The organism is Candidatus Amarolinea aalborgensis (assembly GCF_900491745.1).
GTDB classification, from domain to species: Bacteria; Chloroflexota; Anaerolineae; order SSC4; family Amarolineaceae; genus Amarolinea; species Amarolinea aalborgensis.
In genome coordinates this window covers 296106-318690 of the sequence record NZ_UETR01000004.1, presented here as the reverse complement: position 1 = coordinate 318690, position 22585 = coordinate 296106, and the positions used below count along the sequence as shown (strand labels likewise).

Sequence of the window (22585 nt, the reverse complement as noted above, 5' to 3'; positions counted from 1 at the left end):
CCAGCAAAATTCACCGCTTGGGTGTTTGCGCGGGTGGGCCATCTATCCCGCAGCTGATAGGGCTGCGCACAAATCGCCCCATTCGGCCAGGCTGAGGGTCTCGGCGCGACGCCTGCCATCGAGGCCAGCCTGGCGCAAGGCATCGGCAATGACGTCTGGCGCTTGCCCCAGTCCGGCCGTCAGGCTGTTGTGCAGCTGCTTGCGCTTCTGTCCAAACCCCGCGCGCACGACATTGAAGAAAGCAGGCACGGCCGCGGGGGTCAACGCGGCCGCGAGCGCGCTGCGCCGGCGCAGGCGCAGGATGGCCGAATCTACCTGCGGCGGTGGATAGAAAGCGCCAGCCGGAATTTTGCCAACGATCTCGACCTCGCAAAAAAGCTGCACGCTGACCGCCAACAGGCTCATGTCCGGCGGCCGCGCCACGGCGCGCTGCGCCACCTCGCGCTGAACCGTCAGTACGGTCAGCGCCGGCGGACAGGCGTTCTCCAGCAGATGGCGCAAAATGGCCGACGTGATGTAATACGGTACGTTTGCCGCCACTTTGTACAGAGGATGCGCCAGCCCGCACGGATCGAATTGCAGAATATCCTGATGTACGATCTCGACGTGCGGCTGCGCCGCAAAGGTCTGCCGCAGCAAAGCCACCAGGCGACCGTCCGTCTCAACGGCAACCACACGACCGGCCTGCGCGGCCAACAGGGCCGTCAACGGGCCGGGGCCAGGGCCGATTTCCAGCACGGTGTCAGCCGCCGTCAGATCGGCCGCGGCTGCGATGCGCGCCAGGTGCGTCTCATCTACCAGGAAATGCTGCCCCAATGCCTTGCGCGGCTCGATGCCGGCCGTGCGCAGTTGCTGCACCAGTGAGTTTCCCATCTTTATAAACATCTCCCTTGGGCCCAGGCGTCCGCCAGTCCCGTCAGGTCAGCAATGTCAATGTCGGAATCCCTGTCCAGATCATACTGCGCGAGGAAGCCGGCCAGGGCGCTCGTCCAACCCCACTGCCCCGCGGCCGCAGTCAGGTCGGTGAGCGCGACCGGTGTGCAGGCAGATGCCGGAGTAAATGCCACACGCAAACGGACGCGGAGGGTTGGCGTGGATGGCTCATCCCAGGCGAAGAAGTCGAGATAGGCGTTGTCGGTCAGGTTCACGGGGTCGCTTTCGACGAGCAGCGCCAGCGCCTGACCAGCCGTCCAGCCAGGCCGGTCAACCACCTCTTGCACCACGTTGGCAAGGCCGTCCATCGTCAGCCATTGGTTGAGCGTGAGGCTGGCAGCCTGCCAGGTGGTCTGCGCCGCCGTACGCGGCCGCTGTGAGGCCAGCGGCTGGCTGTCGCTGAACGGAACGGCATCATCCGCGGCTTCGGCGTAGAGGTGCAGCCGCGGCAGACCGTTGTTCCAAAACATGAAGCCTTCCAAAGTCGCGCTGATCACCCTGGCGCCGGCTGGAATGTCCAAACCGGGAAAGCGCAGCCCGCCAAAGTACGATCCGCCCAGGCGGATATTGGCCGCCGTTGGGTAGTTGACGCCAGTGGTGGTTTTGACATGCGTGTCATCGGCCGAGGCCGCAACGGCCTGCACCACACTCGTCGGTTGTGCGCCCGTCGGCGTCTTGGTTGGCGTGGCTGTGGGCGTCGGCGTTCTGGTTGGCGTGGCCGTGGACGTTGGTGTCCTGGTTGGCGTGGCTGTGGGCGTTGGTGTGAGCGTGGACGTTGGCGTGAGCGTGGGCGTTGTCGGCGGAACCGTCAGTGTGGGCGTGGTGTTCGGCGGCGCATAATGCAAGATGCTGCCATCTTCGGCCACAGCCCAGCCTTCGTTGGGATTCACAAAGCTCAGGCTGCGGATCGTTGCGGTGATCGAGCTGCCCTGCTGCACCCAGGTCAAGCCGCCATTGCTGGTGTGTACGATGCGGCCGTTGGCGCCGGCCGCCCAGCCAAAGCTGCCGTCCACCATCGCCAGGGTCCAAAGATCGTCGCTGACGCCGCTGGCTTGGGCGGTAAAGTTGACGCCGCCATCGGTGCTGCGCAGGATGCTGCCTCCGCTGCCGACTGCCCAGCCGCTGAGGCTGTTGACGAAGGCCAGCGCGTTGACGTGACTGGCGGCGGCGATCTCAACAGCCTGCCAGGTCACGCCGTTGTCGCCGCTGCGCTGCACGGTCGCGCCGCCGTTGCTGATCCACAGCCAACCATCCCGGGCCTCGATATCCCACACCGGGCCGCTGAATCCGACCGTATTTTGCTGCCAAAGGCCGCCGCTGTCGCTGGTTTGCCACATCTTCCCTTGCGAGCCGCCAAACCAGCCATGCAATTCATCGTCCATCTTGATGCTGTACAGAAACTGCCAGTATTCGGCCGACTTGGGCTGCGGACGCCACGATCGGCCGCCATCGCGCGTGGCAAGGATGGTGCCAAAGCGTCCCACCAGCCAACCGCTGGTGAGGGACACGAAGTCCAGGTCGTGGATGAAGCCCAGGGCGCCGCTGTCGGCCAGTTCCCAGGACGCGCCGCCGTCCTCGGTGAGCAGCAGGATGCCGGGGCAGTCAGGGTTAGGGCAGTTCTGCACCGTCGTGCGACCGCCAGCCGCCCAGCCGTGCGCTGCGTCCACGAAATCAAGGGCCAGCAGCGGTTGGCTGGCGACCGTTTGTCGCGTCCAGTAGCCCTCCTCCACCGGTCCAACGGGCGTAGCCGTGGGCGCCGGGGTGTGCGTGGGCGTCGGCGTGCGCGTGGCGGTCGGGGTGGGTGTGCGCGTGGGGGTGGCGGTTGGTCCCGTGCTGGTAGACGTGGGGGTCGAGGTGGGTAACGATGTCGGCCGCGGGGTAGCCGTTGGCAGCAAGTCAGATGCGGGCTGCACATCTACCAGGTGAAACCATTCGTCGTCGCTGTCGAAGCTGTCCAGGTAGAAATCGGATGCGCCGGTGAGACTGTTCATGAAACGCGCAGTGGTGAGCACGAACTGCGCCTGTTGCCACGTGTGGGTGTTTTGCTTTTGCACATAGGGGCTGCTGCCGCCCACGGGTGTAGCGGCGGCAGCGACGCCGCCCGGGCCATCGTAGAGCAAGCGCCAGCGGCCAGTCCCCACATCGGCGTACGTCACCGACACCGTGATGGCGTGACCGGCTGTGCCATACAGATAGCCATCGTCCACCTTGAAGAACATGAAAGGATTGCCCGTGCTGCGATCGGTGCGACGCGTGACCCAGCCCTCTCTTCCAGGTGGTATGGCGGCCTGATAAGCCGATGTATTGCAAACCGGCCGGCCGGTCACCGGCGGGCACCAGCCCAGGCCGCTGGTGACGCTGGCGTCATTAGTCTCAGCCACGGTGCGGCCGCCGGCCACGTTGTCATCCTGTTCCATGAAGTAGTCAAAATTACCCAGCTGCGGATACCAGGACGCTTCGTTGATCAGACCGCCGCAGTAGTTCAACGGCACGCGGTGTTCGCGCAGCGCGACCCACGCGCTGGGCGCATTTTGGCGCGTCGCGCCAATGTACGGTTTGAAGCGATTGAGGAGCGCGATGTTTTCGACCTTATCATACAGCCAGTTGTAGTTGGGATCTGTCTGATACAGCAGGGTGTAGTCCACGCGGAAAAAATCTACATGCTTGTCGAGGCCGTTGAGGATCCCCCAGTAGAGGGCCTGCTCGTCGCACAGCATGTAATCGTAAGTCTCGAACGCGATGGGCACCTGGCTGTTCCAGTTGACGATGTGGTCATGCTGGCCGCAGTAAGGGCAGCCCGACTGGTTGCCCACGATCGAGAAATTGGAATCAGGGTACAGGCCGTTGTTCGACAGTCCAACGCCTTTGGGCGCCAGATAGTTTGCCAGGTCACGGCGTTCAGTCTCGCTGAAAGTGTATGAGGCGTTTTGCACGAGCAGGCTCTTCTTGAGCTGACCGTTTTCTGAGAACGCGGCAATATACCAGTCAGCGATGGCCTTCGTAGTCGAGAGCCACAGGCTGCTGTTCAGGCCGGCGTTGGCAACCGCCGTACGGTCATACCAGTTGTACCACGGTTTATCGGGGTCAGTCGCGTGCAGCTCGCCAAAGGTGCCGAGGCCGATGGCGACCCATTCCAGGCGTGGATCGTTGCGGTAACGCTGCCCAAGGGCCGTGATAAACGTATGGTAGGGCGTCAGGTAATCGTTGTGCCAGTAACGCGGGATGTGCCACGGAGTGCATGAACCAGTCAGGTAGCTGCAAACATTGAAGGTGGCATTCGGGTAGACTTGCGTCACCCAGGCGGGCATTTCGAGGTAGTTCGTGCAGCAGCGCCCGTTGTAGGTGGTGATGCCAACCCCCGCCACTTTTCCCTGCGAGGCGATATTGTTCAGCCATGCTTCGAATGCGTCCCATTTGTAGTTGCCCAGGCTGTCGTAGAATTCGCCCCAACCCCAGGTGCGTAGGCTGCCGACATTGCCGTAGCGCTGCGGATCAATCAGGCCGGAGTAGTCGCTGGCGACGTAGATGCCGGGGTGCGTGACGGGGAACGAAGGGAAATCAGGAGAGGGGGGGATTGCGGCCGCTGTTTGTGCACGAGGTTGGGACAACTCAACGACGGAATCCGTTGGGCCAACCGCCGCTGGCGTTGGCGGCGCCGGCAGCAACCTTGCGCTTGTCGGGCGCCCGAAGCCCAGCAGCGCGGCCAGCACAGCGCATCCGGTCACGGCCAGGCGCGCAAGATGGCGAGACCACGGCTGTTGCGGCGATGTTGAGAGTAGGTGAAGCCAGGTCATACGATTTCCTCCCCAGGACGGAAAGCAGAAGTGACGGCAAGTATAACCGAAAACCAGGCTGTTTGCCATTTAGCCCAGCGAGGGAAACGCCGTTCACGCACGGGCCTCGCCGACACATCAATTGCCACATCTAACATTAACCGATCATGAGATTGTAATGACAAACACTGTGCAAACCATAAACTATGTATAAACTTTGCATCAAGTTAGTTAATGGTTTGTAAGAGAAGTTTCTTACAGGCGTAGCACAACAGCAGATTTAAGAGGAGATTACAGTCATGAAGTTCAGTCGTTTGTTCAAAGGTGTTGCAGCATTTGCTGTGATGGGATCACTACTGGTTTCGACGTTCAGCGCCTATGCGGCTGGCCCTCGCGTCCGTGTGGTTCATGCCTCCCCAGATGCGCCCGCGGTTGATGTTTGGGTGGATGGCGCCAAGGCGTTCACCAATGCGCCGTTCAAGGGCATCACGCAGTATGCCGGCCTGACCGCTGGCGACCACAAGGTGCAGGTGGTTCCCACGGGCAAGACCGAGCCGGCAGTCATTTCGGCGACGCTGACCCTCGATAATGACAAGGATTACACGGTTGTGGCTGTCGGCAAGGTGGCCAATATCGAGCCGCTGGTTTTGGTAGACAACAACAGCGCCCCGGCTGCCGGTAAGGCTCACGTACGTTTCGTTCATGCGTCTCCGGATGCGCCGGCCGTTGATGTGGCTGTCAAGGGCGGCCCCGTGATCTTCAGCAATGTTGCTTTCAAGGGCGTCGGCGACTACACGCCGGTTGATGCTGGCACCTACGACCTGGAAGTGCGCCTGGCGGGAACGAACACGGTCGCGCTCTCCGTTCCTGGCGTCAAGCTGGATGACGGCACGGTCTACACCGTGTTTGCGATGGGTCTTGCCAGCGGCGAGCCGACCCTGATGGCCGTGCCGAGCGTTGATTCGACGCACAAGGCGGCGAGCGCGCCGACAACACTGCCGACGACCGGTGGTGAGAGCTTCCTGATGTTGGCCCTGGTGGCTGGCGCCCTGCTCCTGATGGCTGGCGGTGGTCTGCGCATGGTCGGACAGCGCAATCGCTAACGGTTGGCGTCGAACCGGATGATGGAGCGCCAGACGGGATAGAAAAGTGTTGTCCAGATTCGTGGGGCATGTGAAGAAGACATTGAAGCGCAAGCGTCATCCGTAAGGTGCGTATTGTTACTCAAGCAGGGGCCGGTGGTCAACACCGGCTCCTTTTCGTTGGCCCAGGAGAACAAGCCCGCGCGTTTTGGCGAACAGCCCCAAATCAACGACAATAGACAGCGCCGCTAACCGCGTCACGCATGCGCAAACGGCGTGCGCGTACGTGGTCAGTTAGCGGGGATGGAGGACGAGATCACCATGGCAACAACAGAAAACGCAAAAAACAACGGGACGAATGACGCCGGCGCCTTGGCGCACGCCGGTCAATGGTACGTAGCAGCTTTCAGCGAAGAGTTGAAACCGGGGCGCACCTTGCTGAAGACCGTCGCCGACCAGGAGATCGTCTTCTGGCGCAGCGCCGTCGCGCCCTTTGCCGTACAGGCGGCCTCGGCTGTCTGCCCGCATTGGGGCGGACCTTTGGGCGAAGGCAAAGTCAGCGCGGATGGCGGCCTGACCTGCCCCTGGCACGGCTGGCGCTTCAAGGACGGTCAATGCCTGCAGCGGCCGCGCCTGCAGCTCCCGCGTTACCTGGCCGCGGATGATGGCATTGCCCTGTGGGTGCGGCTGCCGCACGATCTGGCCGACGTCACGACGCCGCCCGTGCAAGCTCGACCGGCCGGCGCGCATCGCTTCTGGTTTGACATCACGATCGAGTCGGATGTCTATCACGTGCAGGAGAACTATCTCGATTTTCTGCACCCGTCCGAGTACCACACCGGCGTCTTCAACCAGTGTCGCTATCTGGGCAAAGAGGGCGAGGTCAACCTGGTCGAACTAGGCTACCGGGCGCCGCTGGGGCGCACGCTGTTGACCCGCACGCGTGTCTGGGGGCCGACGCCCTACCAGGTGCGCAACGAGGTCTACGACGGCTTTGGCAAGGGCATGGTGATCGAGAGTCATATCACGCCCATCAGCGCCGCACGGTCCATCATCCACGAGATCTACCACGTGCCGCAAACCGTCATTCCTGCGCAGGGCTGGTGGATGATGCGCGCTTTCCTCAAACGTTCCGCGCAGCAGATTCGGCGCGAGGATGCTCTCTTCTCGCGCCGCCGCTTCAACTTGCGTCAGCAGGGCTTTGTAGACGGCCGCGGTCTGCCGATCAACGGCAAGGTCGCGCCCTACCTGGACGAGTGGGAAGATTCGGACGCGGCCGAAGCGGCCGCGAGCAAGCTCAGCAACTTAGTTGGGAAAAAAGCGCCGAGCCACTGGTGAAAGCTGCTCGACGACGAACTGTCACGGCTTGACATTGGCGCGCGGCGACGTGTCGCCTCCTTGACGACAGGTCGTCAAGGAGAGCGCTGCCACTTGCCGGCTGATCTTTCGTGCCGCCAGCCTGCGCAAGGGGATCCCCCTCGCAGGGCTGCGGCCAGATGGCAACCTCAGAGGCGCACAACGCCGCCACAAGCCGGCGCACTGATGTCCACGCACCCCTGCGAGGGTTGGCAAGGGAAAAATCAGCCAACCTTGCGCAGGCTCGCCGCGTAAGAGCCCCACATCGCAAAGAGCGATGTCGGCTTGCCCGGCGATTTGTGGTGCAACCAGCCTGCGCAAGGGGATCCCCCTCGCAGGGCTGCGGCAAGATGGCAACCTCAGAGGCGCGCGATGCAGCCACAAGCCGGCGCACTGATGTCCACGCAGCCCTGCGAGGGTTGGCAAGGGAAAAATCAGCCAACCTTGCGCAGGCTCGCCGCGTAAGAGCCCCACATCGCAAAGAGCGATGTCGGCTTGCCCGGCGATTTGTGGGGCAGCCAGCCTGCGCAAGGGGATCCCCCTCGCAGGGCTGCGGCAAGATGGCAACCTCAGAGGCGCACAACGCCGCCACAAGCCGACGCACTGATGTCCACGCAGCCCTGCGAGGGTTGGCAAGGGAAAAATCAGCCAACCTTGCGCAGGCTCGCCGCGTAAGAGCCCCACATCGCAAAGAGCGATGTCGGCTTGCCCGGCGATTTGTGGTGCAGCCAGCCTGCGCAAGGGGATCCCCCTCGCAGGGCTGCGGCAAGATGGCAACCTCAGAGGCGCGCGATGCAGCCACAAGCCAACGCACTGATGTCCACGCACCCCTGCGAGGGTTGGCGGCCAGCCTGCGCAAGGGGGTTGACAGGGCCGATGAGGCGGTGTTATACTGACAATGTGAGACGCAGCAGCCGTCTGCACTGGTTGACTGTCAAACCCATGAACACTTCGAGGAGGATTTCATGGCCCCTAACCCACCACGTGAAACACGCAGTGCATGGCCGCTACTGGCGCTCGCCCTTGTCAGCGGACTGATCACCATGGCGCTCTCTGTGCCGTCCAGCGACGCCACCCGTGAGGCCGGCGACATGAGCCGGCTGCTCTTCAACTCGCCCATCCAGACGCCCCGGCCGATCGGCGTCATCACCGATGAGGCCCTGGCCCGCGTGCTGGGCGAGCGCCGCTATGCATACCCCAAGCCGACACGTATTGGTACTCTCACATCCACCCCGCAGAGGACTGCCACCGTTACACGAACACCTGACGGTATTCGTACGATTACGCCACCATCTGCGGTGATCTTGTCGCTGCCACAGACAACTCACCTCACTTATCTTCCACATGTCAACGTTTTCTATGGCTGGAAAGGGGTTGGCAATGCCCTTGACGAAGGCTACGCATGGCCGAATACCTCCCATTTGAATAATTTCAATCTAGGTTGGTGGTATGATTGGGGATACAACAACGATTATGGCGAGTATGATCACCTCGGCGGCGTGCATATCCATGTTTACCCTTACACTGGTAGTACAACGTGTGACAATAGCTCGCCAGTGAGTGTTGTCTTTCATGATTGCCTTGCAAGCAATCTCATCGCCTATTGGAACGATGTTCATCAGCCGAGCCCAGAGACTGAAGGAAAGCCCCTGTGGATAACAGAATGAACTTGGTTCGCAGCTCGCTTTGGTACATCGGCGGGGTTGTGGTGATGCTGTGGACAATCGGCGCCGCAAGCGTGAACACAATGGCCGATGTCAGAAGCACTCATGCGTATTCCTCAGAAATCGCGCCTCTCTTACCCGCCTGTCCGCACCCATCTTCATACGGCGAGATCATACCATCGCCTTTGTATGACCGGGATCATACCCTCTTTTTTCGCTATAGCCAGGGCTCTGTTTTGTGGTCTACCGCCGATGATGGTCACTGTTGGAGACGCGTCTACGAAGCGCCCCACCCATCCGGCCGGATAACCCAGTTGAGCATTCCACCGCTAGCGGACAGTTCTGCGCTTTGGCTTTATGTGGTTTATGCTTATGATTTCCCTGATCCGAGAACTACCAAAATGATCGTTCGTAGCACAGACGGCGGCAACACATGGCAGTTACGCTCCTCGTGCGACCCCAACTGCATTACCGTGGTGACCACCGATTGGCCAGAGACGATTTTCGCCGGCCGATCAGAGCCTTACTATGTGTTTGAACCAGGAAGGGGGGTGTTGCGCTCAGACGACGGTGGCCTGACCTGGGAGACGCAATGGAATCAGGCAAGTATATGGGGAATTCACGTATCACCCGCATTTGTGGACGATCGGACTATCTTCGTACGCACCTGGTCATGGCATGAACCGCCTGTCTCCTGGCTGATCGCTTCGACCGATGGCGGCAATACCTGGACGCCGCGCGATAGCGGACTTGGCAGTAGTCCGGTAGAAGAATTGGTGTTTTCGTCGGCGTTTGCCCGAGATCATACCCTCTTTGCCACCATTGGCCGTGCATTATTTCGGAGCGAGAATGCAGGCCTGACCTGGGAGACAGTCGTTACGTTAGGCGATGATTCGATCATGGACTTTGCCATATCGCCGAACTATTCCGAAGATCATACGTTTTTCATGGCAACGCAAAGCAAAGTATTAGTCTCCTACAATGCGGGCGATAATTGGAATGTTCTTATCTCCGAGCGATTTCGATACAGCCTTACGATCAGCGGCCGTTCAACCTCGAGGATGCCTCCCGCCCTCACGGTATCCATTCCAACGACTATGGAATCGGAGTCGCCTCGACTTTTCCTGCCCCTGGTCGGTGGCATGGGACCACGGCCGCTGCCACTCACACTGTTTCTCTCGGCAACGGTGCCGGGGCAGCAGACAACATTTTACCGATCCGAGAACGGTGGATTGACCTGGAACTGCCTTTCCTTGCCGCCAGTTGAGAACTGAAAAGGAGTTGTGCAACTCTGTGATGTCAAACGCAAGTCTCCGTCTGCTGATCACCATTGTTTCGACTATCACTGTCTGGCTGCCTCCTCAGATGGCTGGGCAATTGCCATCGTTGAGCCAGCATCAATTGATCATGACGGCCGAGTTGAAAGGAAATGTGTCGGCGGTGGCTTTGATGGCTCCCTACGCCTACATTGGTCTCGAACAGAACGTCGTTGTCTTCGATGTCGGCCATGCGGCCATGCCGCTCATGCTTGGACGGTCGCCATCATTACCAGGCACCGTACACAATATTGCTATTCTGAATGGATATCCTTCTCACTATCTTTACGCACTTGCCGGGGTCAATCTCGTCATTCTGGACATTAGTGATCCGATCCGCCCACTACCGATAAGTCATCGCGTGTTGCCGGCCATGGGAGAAGAGATCTCCGTCTACCAGGTACAGGGCGGGCAAGTCTATGCGGCTATTGCGGCCGGAGAGTCTGGTTTACGGCTCATCAATGTGACCGATTCGTTGCACCCTGTCGAGACTAGCTTCCTTGACACACCTGGATACGCCTGGCGTTTGGCTGTGGATATGATGATGGCTTCCGGCCGTATCTACGCCTATGTCGTTGACCGATTGAGCATCATGACCATCATAGACATCACAGATGCCGCCCGCCCTGACCAGACCGCTGTTTATGGTAGTTTCAATAACCGCCTCAAAGGAGGCGGAGTCGCCGTCGCGAACGGGTTCGCTTTTGTGGGCGACCTGGATAGATTGGAAATCCTTGACATAGCCAATCCTGCTCAGCCTCAGAAGGTCTATGAGACTTACATCTATGTGGGTATTTTGGACAGACTGCGAGTGGCCGATCATGTCTTGCTGATCTTCGGACAATTTGGTCGGTTGGCCCTGCGGAGCGCAACACCGCCATGGGGATTGTATCAACCATCAGGTTTGTACGATACCGTTGGCGAACCATACGCTGTTGCCGCTTTACCGCGTATGCCTGGTCAGGAGATTCCACTGATCGTGGCCGCTTGCGGTAGCCGCGGTTTGCAGATTGTCTCCTGGACCGACCTCACTCACCCCACTGCCTTGTTCAGCTACGACTTGCCGGGTAATGCGTATGGTGTGACCATAGACGTCAGGCCGCAAAGCGCCTATGCTTATGTTACCGATCGTGCCGGTGGCGTGCATGTTGTTGATATCATGACCCCCACCAACCCGATTCAACTAGACGCCCATGACACCCACGGTATGCCCTGGAATGTGGCTCTCGCTGGCACACTGGCTTATGTGGCTACTGGAAGCCCTGGCCTTCACATTGTGGATGTGGCTGATCCATCCCAGCCACAAAATGTGGGTATCTTCGATCCTCTTCGTTGGGGCGTTGACGATTTTGCTCGGGATGTGGCAGTAGAGGGGACGACCGCTTACGTCAGCGACCGCGCCGCAAGAGCGTTACGCCTGGTAGATATCGGTGACCCAACGCAGCCGGTGGAACTTGGTCGGTTCTACACCCCGGGGGGAGCGTATGCGGTGGCCGCGGCGCCGGACTTGCCCCTGGTCTATCTGGCCGATGGGGCGGCAGGGCTGCGCATCGTGGATGTCTCCAAGCCCGATAGCCCGTTCGAGGTCGGCTTCTGGCAGACGCCCGGGGTGGCGGTGGAGGTAGCCATCAGCGGCACGCTGGCCTTCGTGGCCGGCCGCGAGGAAGGGCTGCACATCGTGGATGTCCACGATCCCGCGCGGCCGCAGCTCGTGGCGACCTACGACACGCCGGGCCTGGTGTGGGGTGTGGCCGTGGAGGGCGCGTGGGTCTACCTGGCGGATGGCCCCGCCGGCGTGCGCCTGCTGGACGTGAGTGACCCCGCGCGGCCACGCGAAGCGGCGGCCTATGTCACCCCTGGCTATGCCTGGAATGTGGCGGGGGACCAGGTGTACGTGGCTGCAGAGAGCGGCGGCTTGGTCATCCTGCGCCATGCCGTGCTGCTGCCCTTGTACCTGCCGCTCGTGCGGTAGCCCACCGAATGAATTCGGTGTCTGATAGGTGAAACCCGCTCAAGCGGGTTGCGCTGGTGGGAACTGGTCTTGTCAGGTCGCGGTGGTTGGGGTGGTGAATTCGTTCTCCACAAGTCTTACGAATTCAGCCGTCGCACCCAACACCAACCTGCTTTAGCAGGTTTTGGTGTATCAGACCGTGAATGAATTCACGGGGGTGTATCAGACCGTGAATTCATTCACGGGGCTCGATTTTCCGTGGCCCCTGCGAGGGTTGCCAGCCGAGAAGGTCCAACCTTGCGCAGGCTTGCCGGATAAGGAGCTTGCGCCGCGGCGGGCGCTGTCGGCTTGCCCGGCGATTTGTGGGGCAGCCAGCCTACGCAAGGGGAGGATGGCAACCAACCTTGCGCAGGCTCGCCGGGTAAGGAGCTTGCGCCGCGGCGGGCGCTGTCAGCTTGCCCGGCGATTCGAGCGGCAGCCAGCCTGCGCAAGGGGATCCCCCTCGCAGGGCTGCGGCAAGATGGCAACCTCAGAGGCGCACAACGCCGCCACAAGTCAACGCACTGATGTCCACGCACCCCTGCGAGGGTTGGCGGCCAGCCTGCGCAAGGGGGTTGACAGGGCCGATGAGGCGGTGTTATACTGACAATGTGAGACGCAGCAGCCGTCTGCACTGGTTGACAGTCAAGCCCATGCACACTTCGAGGAGGATTTCATGGCCCCTAACCCACCAGGCAAACCACGCGGTGTATGGCCGCTGCTGGTACTTGCCCGTGTCAGCGGACTGATCACCATGGCGCTCTCTGCGCCGAGTAGCGACGCCACCCGCGAGGCCGGCGACATGAGCCGGCTGCTCTTCAACTCGCCCATCCAGACGCCCCGGCCGATCGGCGTCATCACCGATGAGGCCCTGGCCCGCGTGCTGGGCGAGCGCCGCTATGCATACCCCAAGCCGACACGTATTGGTACTCTCACATCCACCCCGCAGAGGACTGCCACCGCTACACGAACACCTGACGATGTTCGAGCGATTACGCCACCATCTGTGGTGATCTTGTCGCTGCCACAGACTTCTCAGCTCACTTATCTTCCATATGTCAACGTTCTCTATGGCTGGAAGGGGGTGGGAAATGCCCGAGAATCCTGGTTATCTCCGCCTTGCCTGGTTCAGTGTGGCTGATGGTGATGCGCGAACGCGCTTGATGGAACCAGAGGCGACTGGCACGCCGCCTTATCGGTTGACGATCTTAGGAAACGAATGGGCCAGTTACGATCCCGGGTGGCCGCCGACGCCGACAGTGACGCCAACGCCGTAAGGAGAAGCGTACAATGAGGCCCGTCAAGCTGCTTATCACGATATGTCAATGTATTGTTGTTTGTTGTACGGTCAGCGCGGGGCTGGTCGGGGCCGATGGCGCTCTACCGGCGACCCTCGAGCACAAGTCAGGCCAGATCCCTCTGTCCTTTTCATCCTTCTCGTCACTTGACTCTACAGCTACGGCCAGAAGAGGTGATATCGTTCCATCGCCGGTCTACGAGAATGACCATACGATATTCTTCAACCCTTACTATGGCCACACGCCGCTGGTCTGGCGCAGCAGGGACGACGGCGCACACTGGCGAGTCATCTATCAAGCGCCGTTCAAAGATGGAAATGTCAATGCTCTTGTGGCTGTGGGCTCGCCCGGCGCGTCTGAGCTGACGGTGTATGTGCGCTATTGGCATTTTTGGTACGATATCTATGGGCTGGTGCGCAGCACCGACGGGGGCGACACGTGGGATGAACGCACGACGTGCGATTGGTATTGCCAGGAGATATTCACGACCAATCGACCAGAAACGATCTTTGCCGTGCGGGTGGAGCCCTATTACCCCACCCATTCTGGGATGGGGATTCTGCGTTCAGACGACGGTGGTCTGAGTTGGCAGGAGGTGTGGGGTGAGAGCAATGCGTATCATCTCTACATCTCGCCTGCGTTCGACGAGGATGCCTTGCTCTATGCCCTGGTTGATAGCGGCATGATCCGTTCGTCAGATGGGGGGATGAGTTGGCAGCGGCCAACCGAGGAACCGCGGCCGGATGCGCCCATGGTGTATTCACCGGACTTTGCCCGCGATCGCACGGTGTTTGGGGGGCGAGGGCGCACCTTGTACAAGAGCGAGGATGGTGGGTTGAGCTGGCAAGCCGTGTTGATCCTGAGTGAGGATGAAGGGATTAAAGACCTGGAGATCTCGCCCGATTTTGGCGAGGATGGCACGCTGTTCATCGGCACGTCCCGCAGTGTCCTGGTCTCGTATGATGATGGCGTCAATTGGTCGGTGGTGTTCAGCGGTCAGGAAGAGCTGATAGACCTCGATGTGAGACGACGCGCGGGTGATACGCCTTCTGCAAGCGACCAGAATGACAGCCGGGTCAGGTATCGGCCGCTGAGCCTGTTTGTTACCACGGTTGGTTACGGAGGAAATCACCATCCTTATTCGAGTGATGGGGGACTGACCTGGCGTAACATGAACCCGCCGCCAGAGCGGTAGGATCATACGCCTCGCTTCGTTTTGTTGCCCTGTGCGGCGGGTGAAGGGGAGAAGTGATGTTCCAACGTTGGGGATGGTTGCTGGCGCTGTTGCTCATGCTACCTCTGGTTGTGTGGGTCGGCCGTAAGGAGGAGGGGAGGGCGCCGACGCTGCCTCCGGAGGGGTTGGTGATAGTGGGGCAACTTACGGGGGATGTCACCGCGGTGGCGGTGGAGGGGGAGAGGGCTGCCATCGGGTTGGGGCGCGCCGTGCGTGCGCTGGACATCACGCACCCTGCAAATCCGGCGCTGCTGGGGCAACCGCTGGAGTTTCCAGGCGTAGTCAGCGCCCTGGCCTTTGCGACGACAGCGCCGGGGCAGGCCCAACGACCGCCCGCATTCCTGTACGTCGTGGCAGATGCGACGCTGTTCGTGGTGGATTTCAGCAATCCAGCGCTGCCAGCGATGGTTGGTTCCTGTGCGCTGGCGGGAGCAGGGAAGGATATGGCGGTGACGGCCATGCCTGCGGAGACAGGGGGCTGGTTGATCTCCGCGTATGTGGCAGCCGGAGAGGCAGGGCTGCGCATCATCGAGGTCAGCGATCCAGCGCAGCCACGGGAGGTGGGTTACTACGACACGCCGTGGTTCACCTGGCGAGTGGCGACCGACTTGACGAGCAGACCCGGCGAGATCTATGCACATGTGATAGACAAGCTCGGCTCTTTGCGTATTGTTCGGGTGACCGATGCCGCGCACCCGGTGTTGGTAGCCACACACGCCGGCGTTTATGGCGATGTGGCCGTGACCGAAGGGTATGCTTATGTCAGTGGTGATGGCGGGATCACCATCCTCGATCTCAGCGATATCACCCAGCCACGGCAGGTAAGCTCTAGCAGCGCCGGCGGATGGGTGAATTTCATACCCAGGCTGGCGATTGCCCAGAATCGAGCGTTCGTTGTTGGCGAAAGCGGCAACATGGCGATGGCTGACGTGGCCGATCCGCGGCGTCCGTTCTTCCATGCCGCGCGCTTTTGGGCACGCACTGCGCCGGCAGAAGTGATTGCTCTGCCGACCTTACCGGGACAGGAAAATGCCCTGGTCTACGTGGCCAGCGGACGGCATGGCTTGCAGATCATAAGCTGGGCCGACGTCACCCATCCGGAGCGCATCGGCTCGCTGGATCCGCCGGGGAATACTCACGCAGTGACGATAGCAGCGACAGCCGATAGCACGTTGGCCTATGTGAGCGATCGCGATGGCGATTTGCACATCGTGGATGTGAACCAGTCTGAAAATCCGCATCAACTCGGATCGTATGACAGCACAGGCATGACCTGGAGCGTGGCGCTGGCGGGGGATGTGGCGTATGTGGCGGCCGGTGAGCAGGGATTGCACATGGTGGATATGCACGATCGAGCGCGGCCGCAGAAGCTTGGTTCCTTCAGCCCCTTTGACAGCTTCATCCGTGATGTGGTGGTGATGGGTCATTATGCGTACGCGAGCGATCACCGGCACGGGCGTTTGTTCGTGCTCGACGTGGCGGATCCAGAGCGGCCGCGGCTGGCCAAGATTTTTGACTCGCCGGGAGGAGCGTATGCGGTCGCGGCGGTGGAGAACCTAATTTACCTGGCAGATGGGATGGGGGGGCTGCGCATCGTGGACGTTTCCAAGCCCGACAGCCCGGCCGAGGTCGGCTCCTGGCAGTCGCCGGGGGTGGCGACGGATGTGGTGGTGAGCGGGACACTGGCCTATGTGGCAGGGCACAACAAGGGGCTGCACATTGTGGATGTCTCCAACCCGGCGCAGCCGCGACTCGTGGCGACCTACGATACGCCGGGCCTCGTGTGGGGCGTCGCCGTGGAGGGCGCGTGGGTCTACCTGGCGGATGGCCCCGCCGGCGTGCGCCTGCTGGAGGTAAGCGACCCGGCGCGGCCACGCGAGGCGGCGGCGTATGTCACCCCTGGCTACGCCTGGAATGTGGCGGTGGCGGGGGATCAGGTGTATGTGGCTGCAGAGAGCGGCGGCCTGGTCATCCTGCGCCATGCCGTGCTGCAGCCCCGGTATCTGCCGCTCGTGCGGTAGCCCACCGAATGAATTCGGTGTCTGATAGGTGAAACCCGCTCAAGCGGGTTGCGCTGGTGGGAACTGGTCTTGTCAGGTCGCATTGGTTTGGGTTGTGAATTCGTTCTCCACAAGTCTTACGAATTCAGCCGTCGCACCCAACACCAACCTGCTTTAGCAGGTTTTGGTGTATCAGACCGTGAATTCATTCACTGCGATGTCCATTGGCCCCTGCGAGGGTTGGCGGCCGAGAAATCGTCCAACCTTGCGCAGGCCCGCCGGGTAAGGAACTTGCGCCGCGGCGGGCGCTGTCAGCTTGCCCGGCGATTCGAGCGGCAGCCAGCCTGCGCAAGTGGATCCCCCTCGCAGGGCTGCGATCGGGCCACGCACTCAGAGTCACACAACATCGTCACCGGCCGGCTTTGCGATGTCCATTGGCCCCTGCGAGGGTTGGCGGCCGAGAAATCGTCCAACCTTGCGCAGGCTCGCCGAGTAAGGAGCCTGTACCGGCGAGGGCGATTTCGGCTTGCCCGGCGCTGTGTGGTGCAGCCAGCCTGCGCAAGGGGAGGATGGCAACCAACCTTGCGCAGGCTCGCCGGGTAAGTGGCCTGTGTCGGCGAGGACGATTTCGGCTTGCCCGGCGATTTTGTGGTACAGCCAGCCTGCGCAAGGGGAGGGTGGCGACCAACCTTGCGCAGGCCCGCCGGGTAAGGAGCCTGTGTCGGCGAGGACGATTTCGGCTTGCCCGGCGCGGCGTAGGGCAGCCAGCCGGCGCAAGGGGAGGGTGGCGACCAACCTTGCGCAGGCCCGCCGGGTAAGGGGCCTGTGCCGGCGAGGACGATTGCGGCTTGCCCGGCGATTCGTGCGGCAGCCAGCCTGCGCAAGGGGATTTCATGCGTCCTGCGCAAAAAGGGGATTGACAGGGCCGATGAGGGGTGTTATGCTGATGATGTGAGACGCATCAGCCGTCTGCACTGGTTGACAGTCAAGCCCATGCACACTTCGAGGAGGATGTCATGGCCCCTAACCCACCAGGCAAACCACGCGGTGTATGGCCGCTGCTGGTACTTGCCCGTGTCAGCGGACTGATTACCATTACCCTCTCTGCGCCGAACAGCGACGCCACCCGTGAGGCCGGCGCCGACGACGACATGAGCCGGCTGCTCTTCAACTCGCCCATCCAGACGCCCCGGCCGATCGGCGTCATCACCGATGAGGCCCTGGCCCGCGTATTGGACGAGCGCCGCCATGCGTATCCCCAGCCGACACGCACTGATACCCCTACATCCACCCCACAGCGGACTGCCACCGTTACTCGAACACCTGACGATGTTCGTACGATTACGCCACCAGTTGCGGTGATACTGTCGCTGCCACAGACAACTCAGTTCACTTATCTTCCACATGTCAACGTTTTCTATGGCTGGAAAGGGGTTGGTAATGCCCTTGATGAGGACTACACATGGCCCAATACCTCCCATTTGAATAATTTCAATCTGGGTTGGTGGTACGATTGGGGATACAACAACGATTATGGCGAGTATGATCACCTTGGCTTCGTGCCGATGGTGTGGTGCGGATTCTTCGGGAATTCCACTGACCCCTTGCGCGCGCTTGTTGCGCAGCATCCGGGACGCACCTGGTTGGTTTTCAATGAGCCGGATCACCCTGCGATCAAGCTGCGTGCGACGCCGATTCCAAGCGTTACGCCAGGCGTTACGCCCACAGCCTATTTCGTCTACCGACAATGTGCAGAAGTTTTCTGTGCCAATACGTCTGATGTAACTTGTCAGTGGGGCGAGAATGTAACACCCGCACCTGACCTAAACGCGCAGACGCAAAAGCTGGCGGTGAAAGCCGCGCAAGAATACGCCAGGGTGTATATGGCGATCAAGGAAGTAGACCCTACGGCTCGCGTTCTGTGCTGTGGGCAATATCATGCTGATCGAACCAACTGGTGGGTAGCGTTCATCACTGAACTGCGACGACTGCGAGATGGAGACGCCACGACTACTCCAACGCCATCGCTGGGCCTCGATGGCATCCATCTGCACGTCTACCCCTATACAGGCAGTACTGAATGCAATTCGGGACCGCTTAACGAGGTGGTTGACTCGTGCTTGCGAACCAAACTTCCAACTTATGTGGCGGCTTTTCGGGCGACTGAAACCGTTGAGGTCGGAGATAGACCGTTTTGGATTACAGAGTATGGCTATTTGTATGGTCCTCCATCAGTTACCGGAACTCCTACTCCCACTCCTTCGCGACCAGATGTGCGAGACTACCTGATGAAACCGATGGCCGGATTCATGGGGTCATCTGAGAATCCTGGTTATCGCCGCCTTGCCTGGTTCAGTGTGGCTGATGGTGATGCGCGGACGCGCCTGATGGAACCAGAGGCGACTGGCACGCCGCCGTATCGGTTGACGATCTTGGGAAACGAATGGGCCAGCTACGACCCGGCGTGGCCGCCAACACCGACGATCACGCCAACGTATACGCCAACACCGTGAAGGGAGGGGCCAATGCGGCGAATCAGGCCGTTGATGATAATACTTCAATGGATCACGGTTGCATTCCTCATGATTTCTAACAGCGGGGTAGATGGGGCGTTGTCCGGCGCAGAGCCAGACGGCGCGCATTCTACGTTGCCGTTGTGTTCGTCTGTTCCATATTTGTATTGGAGCAATCTCGTGCCTTCTCCAGTTTACGAGGAAGATCGCACGCTCTTTTTTGTCTACTCTCCACAACTCTGGCGCAGTCGGGACAACGGGACTACCTGGCAAATGATCTATCGTGCATCAGTCATTGGCGAAGAAGCCTCCGACCTGGCTGTCGTTCGTGCGTCTGAAGACGCAGACGTAACGCTTTACATTCGACATTGGCATTACCGGCGCAAAATCTATGGGATTGCGCGCAGTACGAACGCAGGCATCACCTGGCAAGAACGTACAGCCTGTGATCCGAATTGCCTAGGCATGTTTACTACGGATCGTGCAGAAACGATCTTTGCGGTTCGCGCTGAGCCATTGTTCCCCACTGAATCCGGTTTGGGTATTTTGCGCTCCGACGACGGCGGTTTGAGTTGGCAGGCGGTGTGGGACGAGACCAACGCCTATTTCTTGTATGTGTCGCCAACTTTCACCGAAGACAGCACTCTGTATGGCCTGGCGGATTATCTGATAAGATCTACGGATGGCGGCATGACTTGGCAGCGGCCTGAAGGAGAACCAGGGCCAGGCTACCTGATCATGTTTTCGCCGAACTTCGCCCGCGATCACACGGTATTTGGGGCGCAGGTGCAGACCTTGTTCAAGAGTCAGGACGGCGGGGTGACTTGGCAACCGGTGTTTAGTCTTGGCGGCGAAGCTCATATAGCAGACCTGGATCTTTCACCCAATTTTGTCGAAGATCGCACGCTGTTCATTGCGACCGAAAATGCTGTGCTGGTATCCTACGATGATGGCGCGAACTGGTCGGTCATCGCGAGCGGTGTGCAGAAACCACGCCTCGATGTCAGGAGGCGGGTCGGTGATTCCAACCAGGTTGCACCGGGTATTGGCGATCTGCGCCAGGAGAGGAATAGCCCGGAAGGTATCGCGTCGCCTGCGGTCCGTGCAACGCTCAATCACCAGACGTACTTGCCGCTGGCTGGTAAGACCGGGCTCCGTACCCGGCCGTTGAGTCTGTTTCTCTCGACCCAGGCTGGCAGCAATCTTCACTACTATCATTCAGACGACGGCGGGTTGACGTGGAACTGCCTGAATGCGCCGCCGGTGTCTTGACAGAAACCCGTTTTCTTGGAGAAAACAGGTTTCTCCAAGAAAACGGGTTTCTCCAAGAAAACGGGTTTCTACTGACGGGGTCAAAGGATCAACAACGATGTTCAAACATTGGATATGGCTGCTCTTGCTCCCGGTTCTCTTGCGTACCAGCGGCCTGGTGCCAGACGGCGCCCCCACGGTCTGGCCGCAGGAGAACCTCATCCTGACAGCCCAGGTTGCTGGGGATGTCTCGAGCGTGGCGCTGACTGGCTCCTACGCGGCAATCGGCCTGGGCCATACGGTGACAGTGCTGGACATCGCTCGCCCCACGATGCCCGTCCTGGTCGGGCGATCGTTGGCGCTCTCGGCCCCCGTGGATGCCATGGCGTTTGCCGCGGTCGCACCTGCGCACGTCAACCGGCGCGACCAGCCGCCTGCCTTTCTCTACCTAGTGACCGGCGCGACTCTCTCCATCGTGGATTTCACCGATCCACTCTTGCCCACGCTTGCAGGTTCCTTCGCACTTCCGGCGGCGGCTGAGGACATTGCCGCGGCGGCGGTCCCCACCCCGGCTGGCTCCTGGTCGGTCTATGTGTACGTGCCGGTGGGCGAGGCTGGTCTGCGCATCGTGGATGTCAGCGACCCAACCCAACCGCGGGAGACCGGCTTCTACGATACGCCGGGCCATGCCTGGCGCGTGGCCGCCGACCTGACCAGCGTGCCGGGCCAGGTGTTCGCCCATGTCACCGATGAACACCGTTATTACTACATCGTCAATGTCACTGACCCCGACCAGCCGGTGTTGACGGCCAGTTACAGTGGCTACATGGGGATGATGCAAAGCGGTGATGTCTCGCTGGCAGGCAGCTACGCCTACATTGGCGGTGATGGCGGGGTGGACATCATGGACCTCAGCGACATCACCCAACCACGTCGCGTGGTGGGAGCTTCGATGGGATACATCGGATTCATCTCCAGGCTGGCAGCGGCGGAGCGTCGCGTGTTCGTTCTTGCAGATAGCGGAATCGTGAAGACTGTCAACGTCGCCAATCCACAACGCCCGCTGGTCAGTTGGCGCTATTACGACACGCTGGGAGGGGCGGGTGAGGTGGCGCTCGCAATCCTCCCAGGGCAGGAAACACCCCTGGCATTCGTTGCCAGCGGCAGCCGGGGTCTGCAGGTCATCAGCGGCGCCGATCCCACCGCCCCCATGCGCGTGGGCTGGTTCAACCTGCCGGGGCGTGCGTATGGGGTCAGCCTGGCGTCGCAGTCGGTGTGTGAGGCTGGTAGCTGTACCCCCCAGGTGTTGGCCTATGTGGCGGATCATGATGGCAGCATGCACATCGTGGATGTCAGCCAACCCGACCAGCCGGCGCAGATGGCCGCATACGACAGCACGGGTATGGCCTGGAACATCACCCTGGACGAGCAGATCGCTTACGTGGCGGCCGGGCCAAAAGGGATGCGCATCGTGGATGTGCAGGACCCCGGCCAACCGTGGGAACTGAGTTTCTTTCAACCCTACGATACCTTTATCCGGGATGTTGCGATTGCGGGACGCTATGCCTATGCGGTCGATCGCATGCACGGCCGTGTGTACTCACTGGACATGAGCGACCCGGTTCATCCGGCGGAGATTGGCCTCTTCGACTCGCCAGGGGGTGCGTATACGGTTGCCGCCTCACCGGACTTACCACTGGTCTACCTAGCCGACGGGGCGGCCGGGCTGCGCATCGTGGATGTCTCCAAGCCCGATAGCCCATTCGAGGCAGGCGCGTGGCAGACGCCCGGAGTGGCCGTGGAAGTAGCCATCAGCGGCACGTTGGCCTTCGTGGCGGGCCGCGAGGAAGGGCTGCACATCGTGGATGTTCACGACCCGGCGCAACCGCAGTTGGTGGCGACCTTTGACACGTCGGGCCTGGTGTGGGGCGTGGCCGTGGAGGGCACGTGGGTCTATCTGGCCGACGGGCCGGCCGGTGTGCGCCTGCTGGACGTGAGCGACCCGGCGCGGCCGCGGGAGGTGGCGGCGTATGTCACCCCAGGCTATGCCTGGAATGTGGCGGTGGCGGGGGACCAGGTGTACGTGGCTGCGGAGAGCGGCGGCTTGGTCATCCTGCGCCATGCCGTGCTGCGGCCCCGGTACCTGCCGCTCGTGCAGCAGAGGCGTTAGCCTGC

13 protein-coding genes are annotated in these 22585 nt (G+C 60.9%); 11 read left to right on the top strand and 2 right to left on the bottom strand.

What is annotated here, in order from left to right; all coding sequences use genetic code 11:
- Positions 1 to 42 precede the first annotated feature (42 nt).
- Positions 43 to 873 carry a 16S rRNA (adenine(1518)-N(6)/adenine(1519)-N(6))-dimethyltransferase RsmA gene (rsmA, locus tag ACPQ6D_RS07865; protein ID WP_423223757.1) on the bottom strand — a complete coding sequence of 277 codons (831 nt, stop codon included), beginning with the start codon at positions 871 to 873 and terminating at the stop codon, positions 43 to 45.
- A gap of 2 nt (positions 874 to 875) precedes the next feature.
- Positions 876 to 4727, bottom strand: a complete 3852-nt coding sequence (locus tag ACPQ6D_RS07860; protein ID WP_423223756.1) for a WD40/YVTN/BNR-like repeat-containing protein — start codon at positions 4725 to 4727, stop codon at positions 876 to 878.
- A gap of 278 nt (positions 4728 to 5005) precedes the next feature.
- Here ACPQ6D_RS07860 and ACPQ6D_RS07855 point away from each other — a divergent pair, with 278 nt between their 5' ends.
- The 11 genes from ACPQ6D_RS07855 to ACPQ6D_RS07805 all read left to right on the top strand — a co-directional run bounded on the left by ACPQ6D_RS07855 (position 5006) and on the right by ACPQ6D_RS07805 (position 22580).
- Entirely contained in the window at positions 5006 to 5809 is an 804-nt protein-coding gene (locus ACPQ6D_RS07855; protein WP_423223755.1) for a DUF4397 domain-containing protein, read from the top strand.
- Positions 5810 to 6109: 300 nt separating this feature from the next.
- Complete coding sequence (locus ACPQ6D_RS07850) at positions 6110 to 7126, top strand: Rieske (2Fe-2S) protein (RefSeq protein WP_423223754.1); 1017 nt, start codon at positions 6110 to 6112, stop codon at positions 7124 to 7126.
- Between the two features lie 983 nt (positions 7127 to 8109).
- Positions 8110 to 8811: a hypothetical protein gene (locus tag ACPQ6D_RS07845; protein WP_423223753.1), complete on the top strand. Its 702-nt coding sequence runs from the start codon at positions 8110 to 8112 to the stop codon at positions 8809 to 8811.
- Positions 8796 to 10082: a WD40/YVTN/BNR-like repeat-containing protein gene (locus ACPQ6D_RS07840; RefSeq protein WP_423223752.1), complete on the top strand. Its 1287-nt coding sequence runs from the start codon at positions 8796 to 8798 to the stop codon at positions 10080 to 10082. The genes ACPQ6D_RS07845 and ACPQ6D_RS07840 overlap by 16 nt, the downstream gene beginning before the upstream one ends.
- Before the next feature lie 22 nt (positions 10083 to 10104).
- A complete protein-coding gene (locus tag ACPQ6D_RS07835) occupies positions 10105 to 12096 on the top strand; it encodes an LVIVD repeat-containing protein (RefSeq protein WP_423223822.1) in 1992 nt (663 codons plus the stop codon).
- 694 nt (positions 12097 to 12790) lie between these two features.
- The gene (locus ACPQ6D_RS07830; RefSeq protein ID WP_423223751.1) at positions 12791 to 13255 is read left to right on the top strand and encodes a hypothetical protein; all 465 of its coding nucleotides are present in this window, start codon (positions 12791 to 12793) and stop codon (positions 13253 to 13255) included.
- Between the two features lie 488 nt (positions 13256 to 13743).
- Positions 13744 to 14607 (top strand): WD40/YVTN/BNR-like repeat-containing protein, encoded by an 864-nt coding sequence (locus ACPQ6D_RS07825; protein WP_423223750.1) that lies wholly within the window; start codon positions 13744 to 13746, stop codon positions 14605 to 14607.
- Positions 14608 to 14663: 56 nt separating this feature from the next.
- Positions 14664 to 16667 (top strand): LVIVD repeat-containing protein, encoded by a 2004-nt coding sequence (locus ACPQ6D_RS07820; protein WP_423223749.1) that lies wholly within the window; start codon positions 14664 to 14666, stop codon positions 16665 to 16667.
- A gap of 995 nt (positions 16668 to 17662) precedes the next feature.
- Complete coding sequence (locus ACPQ6D_RS07815) at positions 17663 to 19159, top strand: glycosyl hydrolase (protein WP_423223748.1); 1497 nt, start codon at positions 17663 to 17665, stop codon at positions 19157 to 19159.
- A 12-nt stretch (positions 19160 to 19171) separates the two neighbouring features.
- A complete protein-coding gene (locus ACPQ6D_RS07810) occupies positions 19172 to 20431 on the top strand; it encodes a WD40/YVTN/BNR-like repeat-containing protein (protein ID WP_423223747.1) in 1260 nt (419 codons plus the stop codon).
- Positions 20432 to 20528: 97 nt separating this feature from the next.
- A complete protein-coding gene (locus tag ACPQ6D_RS07805; RefSeq protein ID WP_423223746.1) occupies positions 20529 to 22580 on the top strand; it encodes an LVIVD repeat-containing protein in 2052 nt (683 codons plus the stop codon).
- The last annotated feature ends 5 nt before the right edge of the window (positions 22581 to 22585 follow it).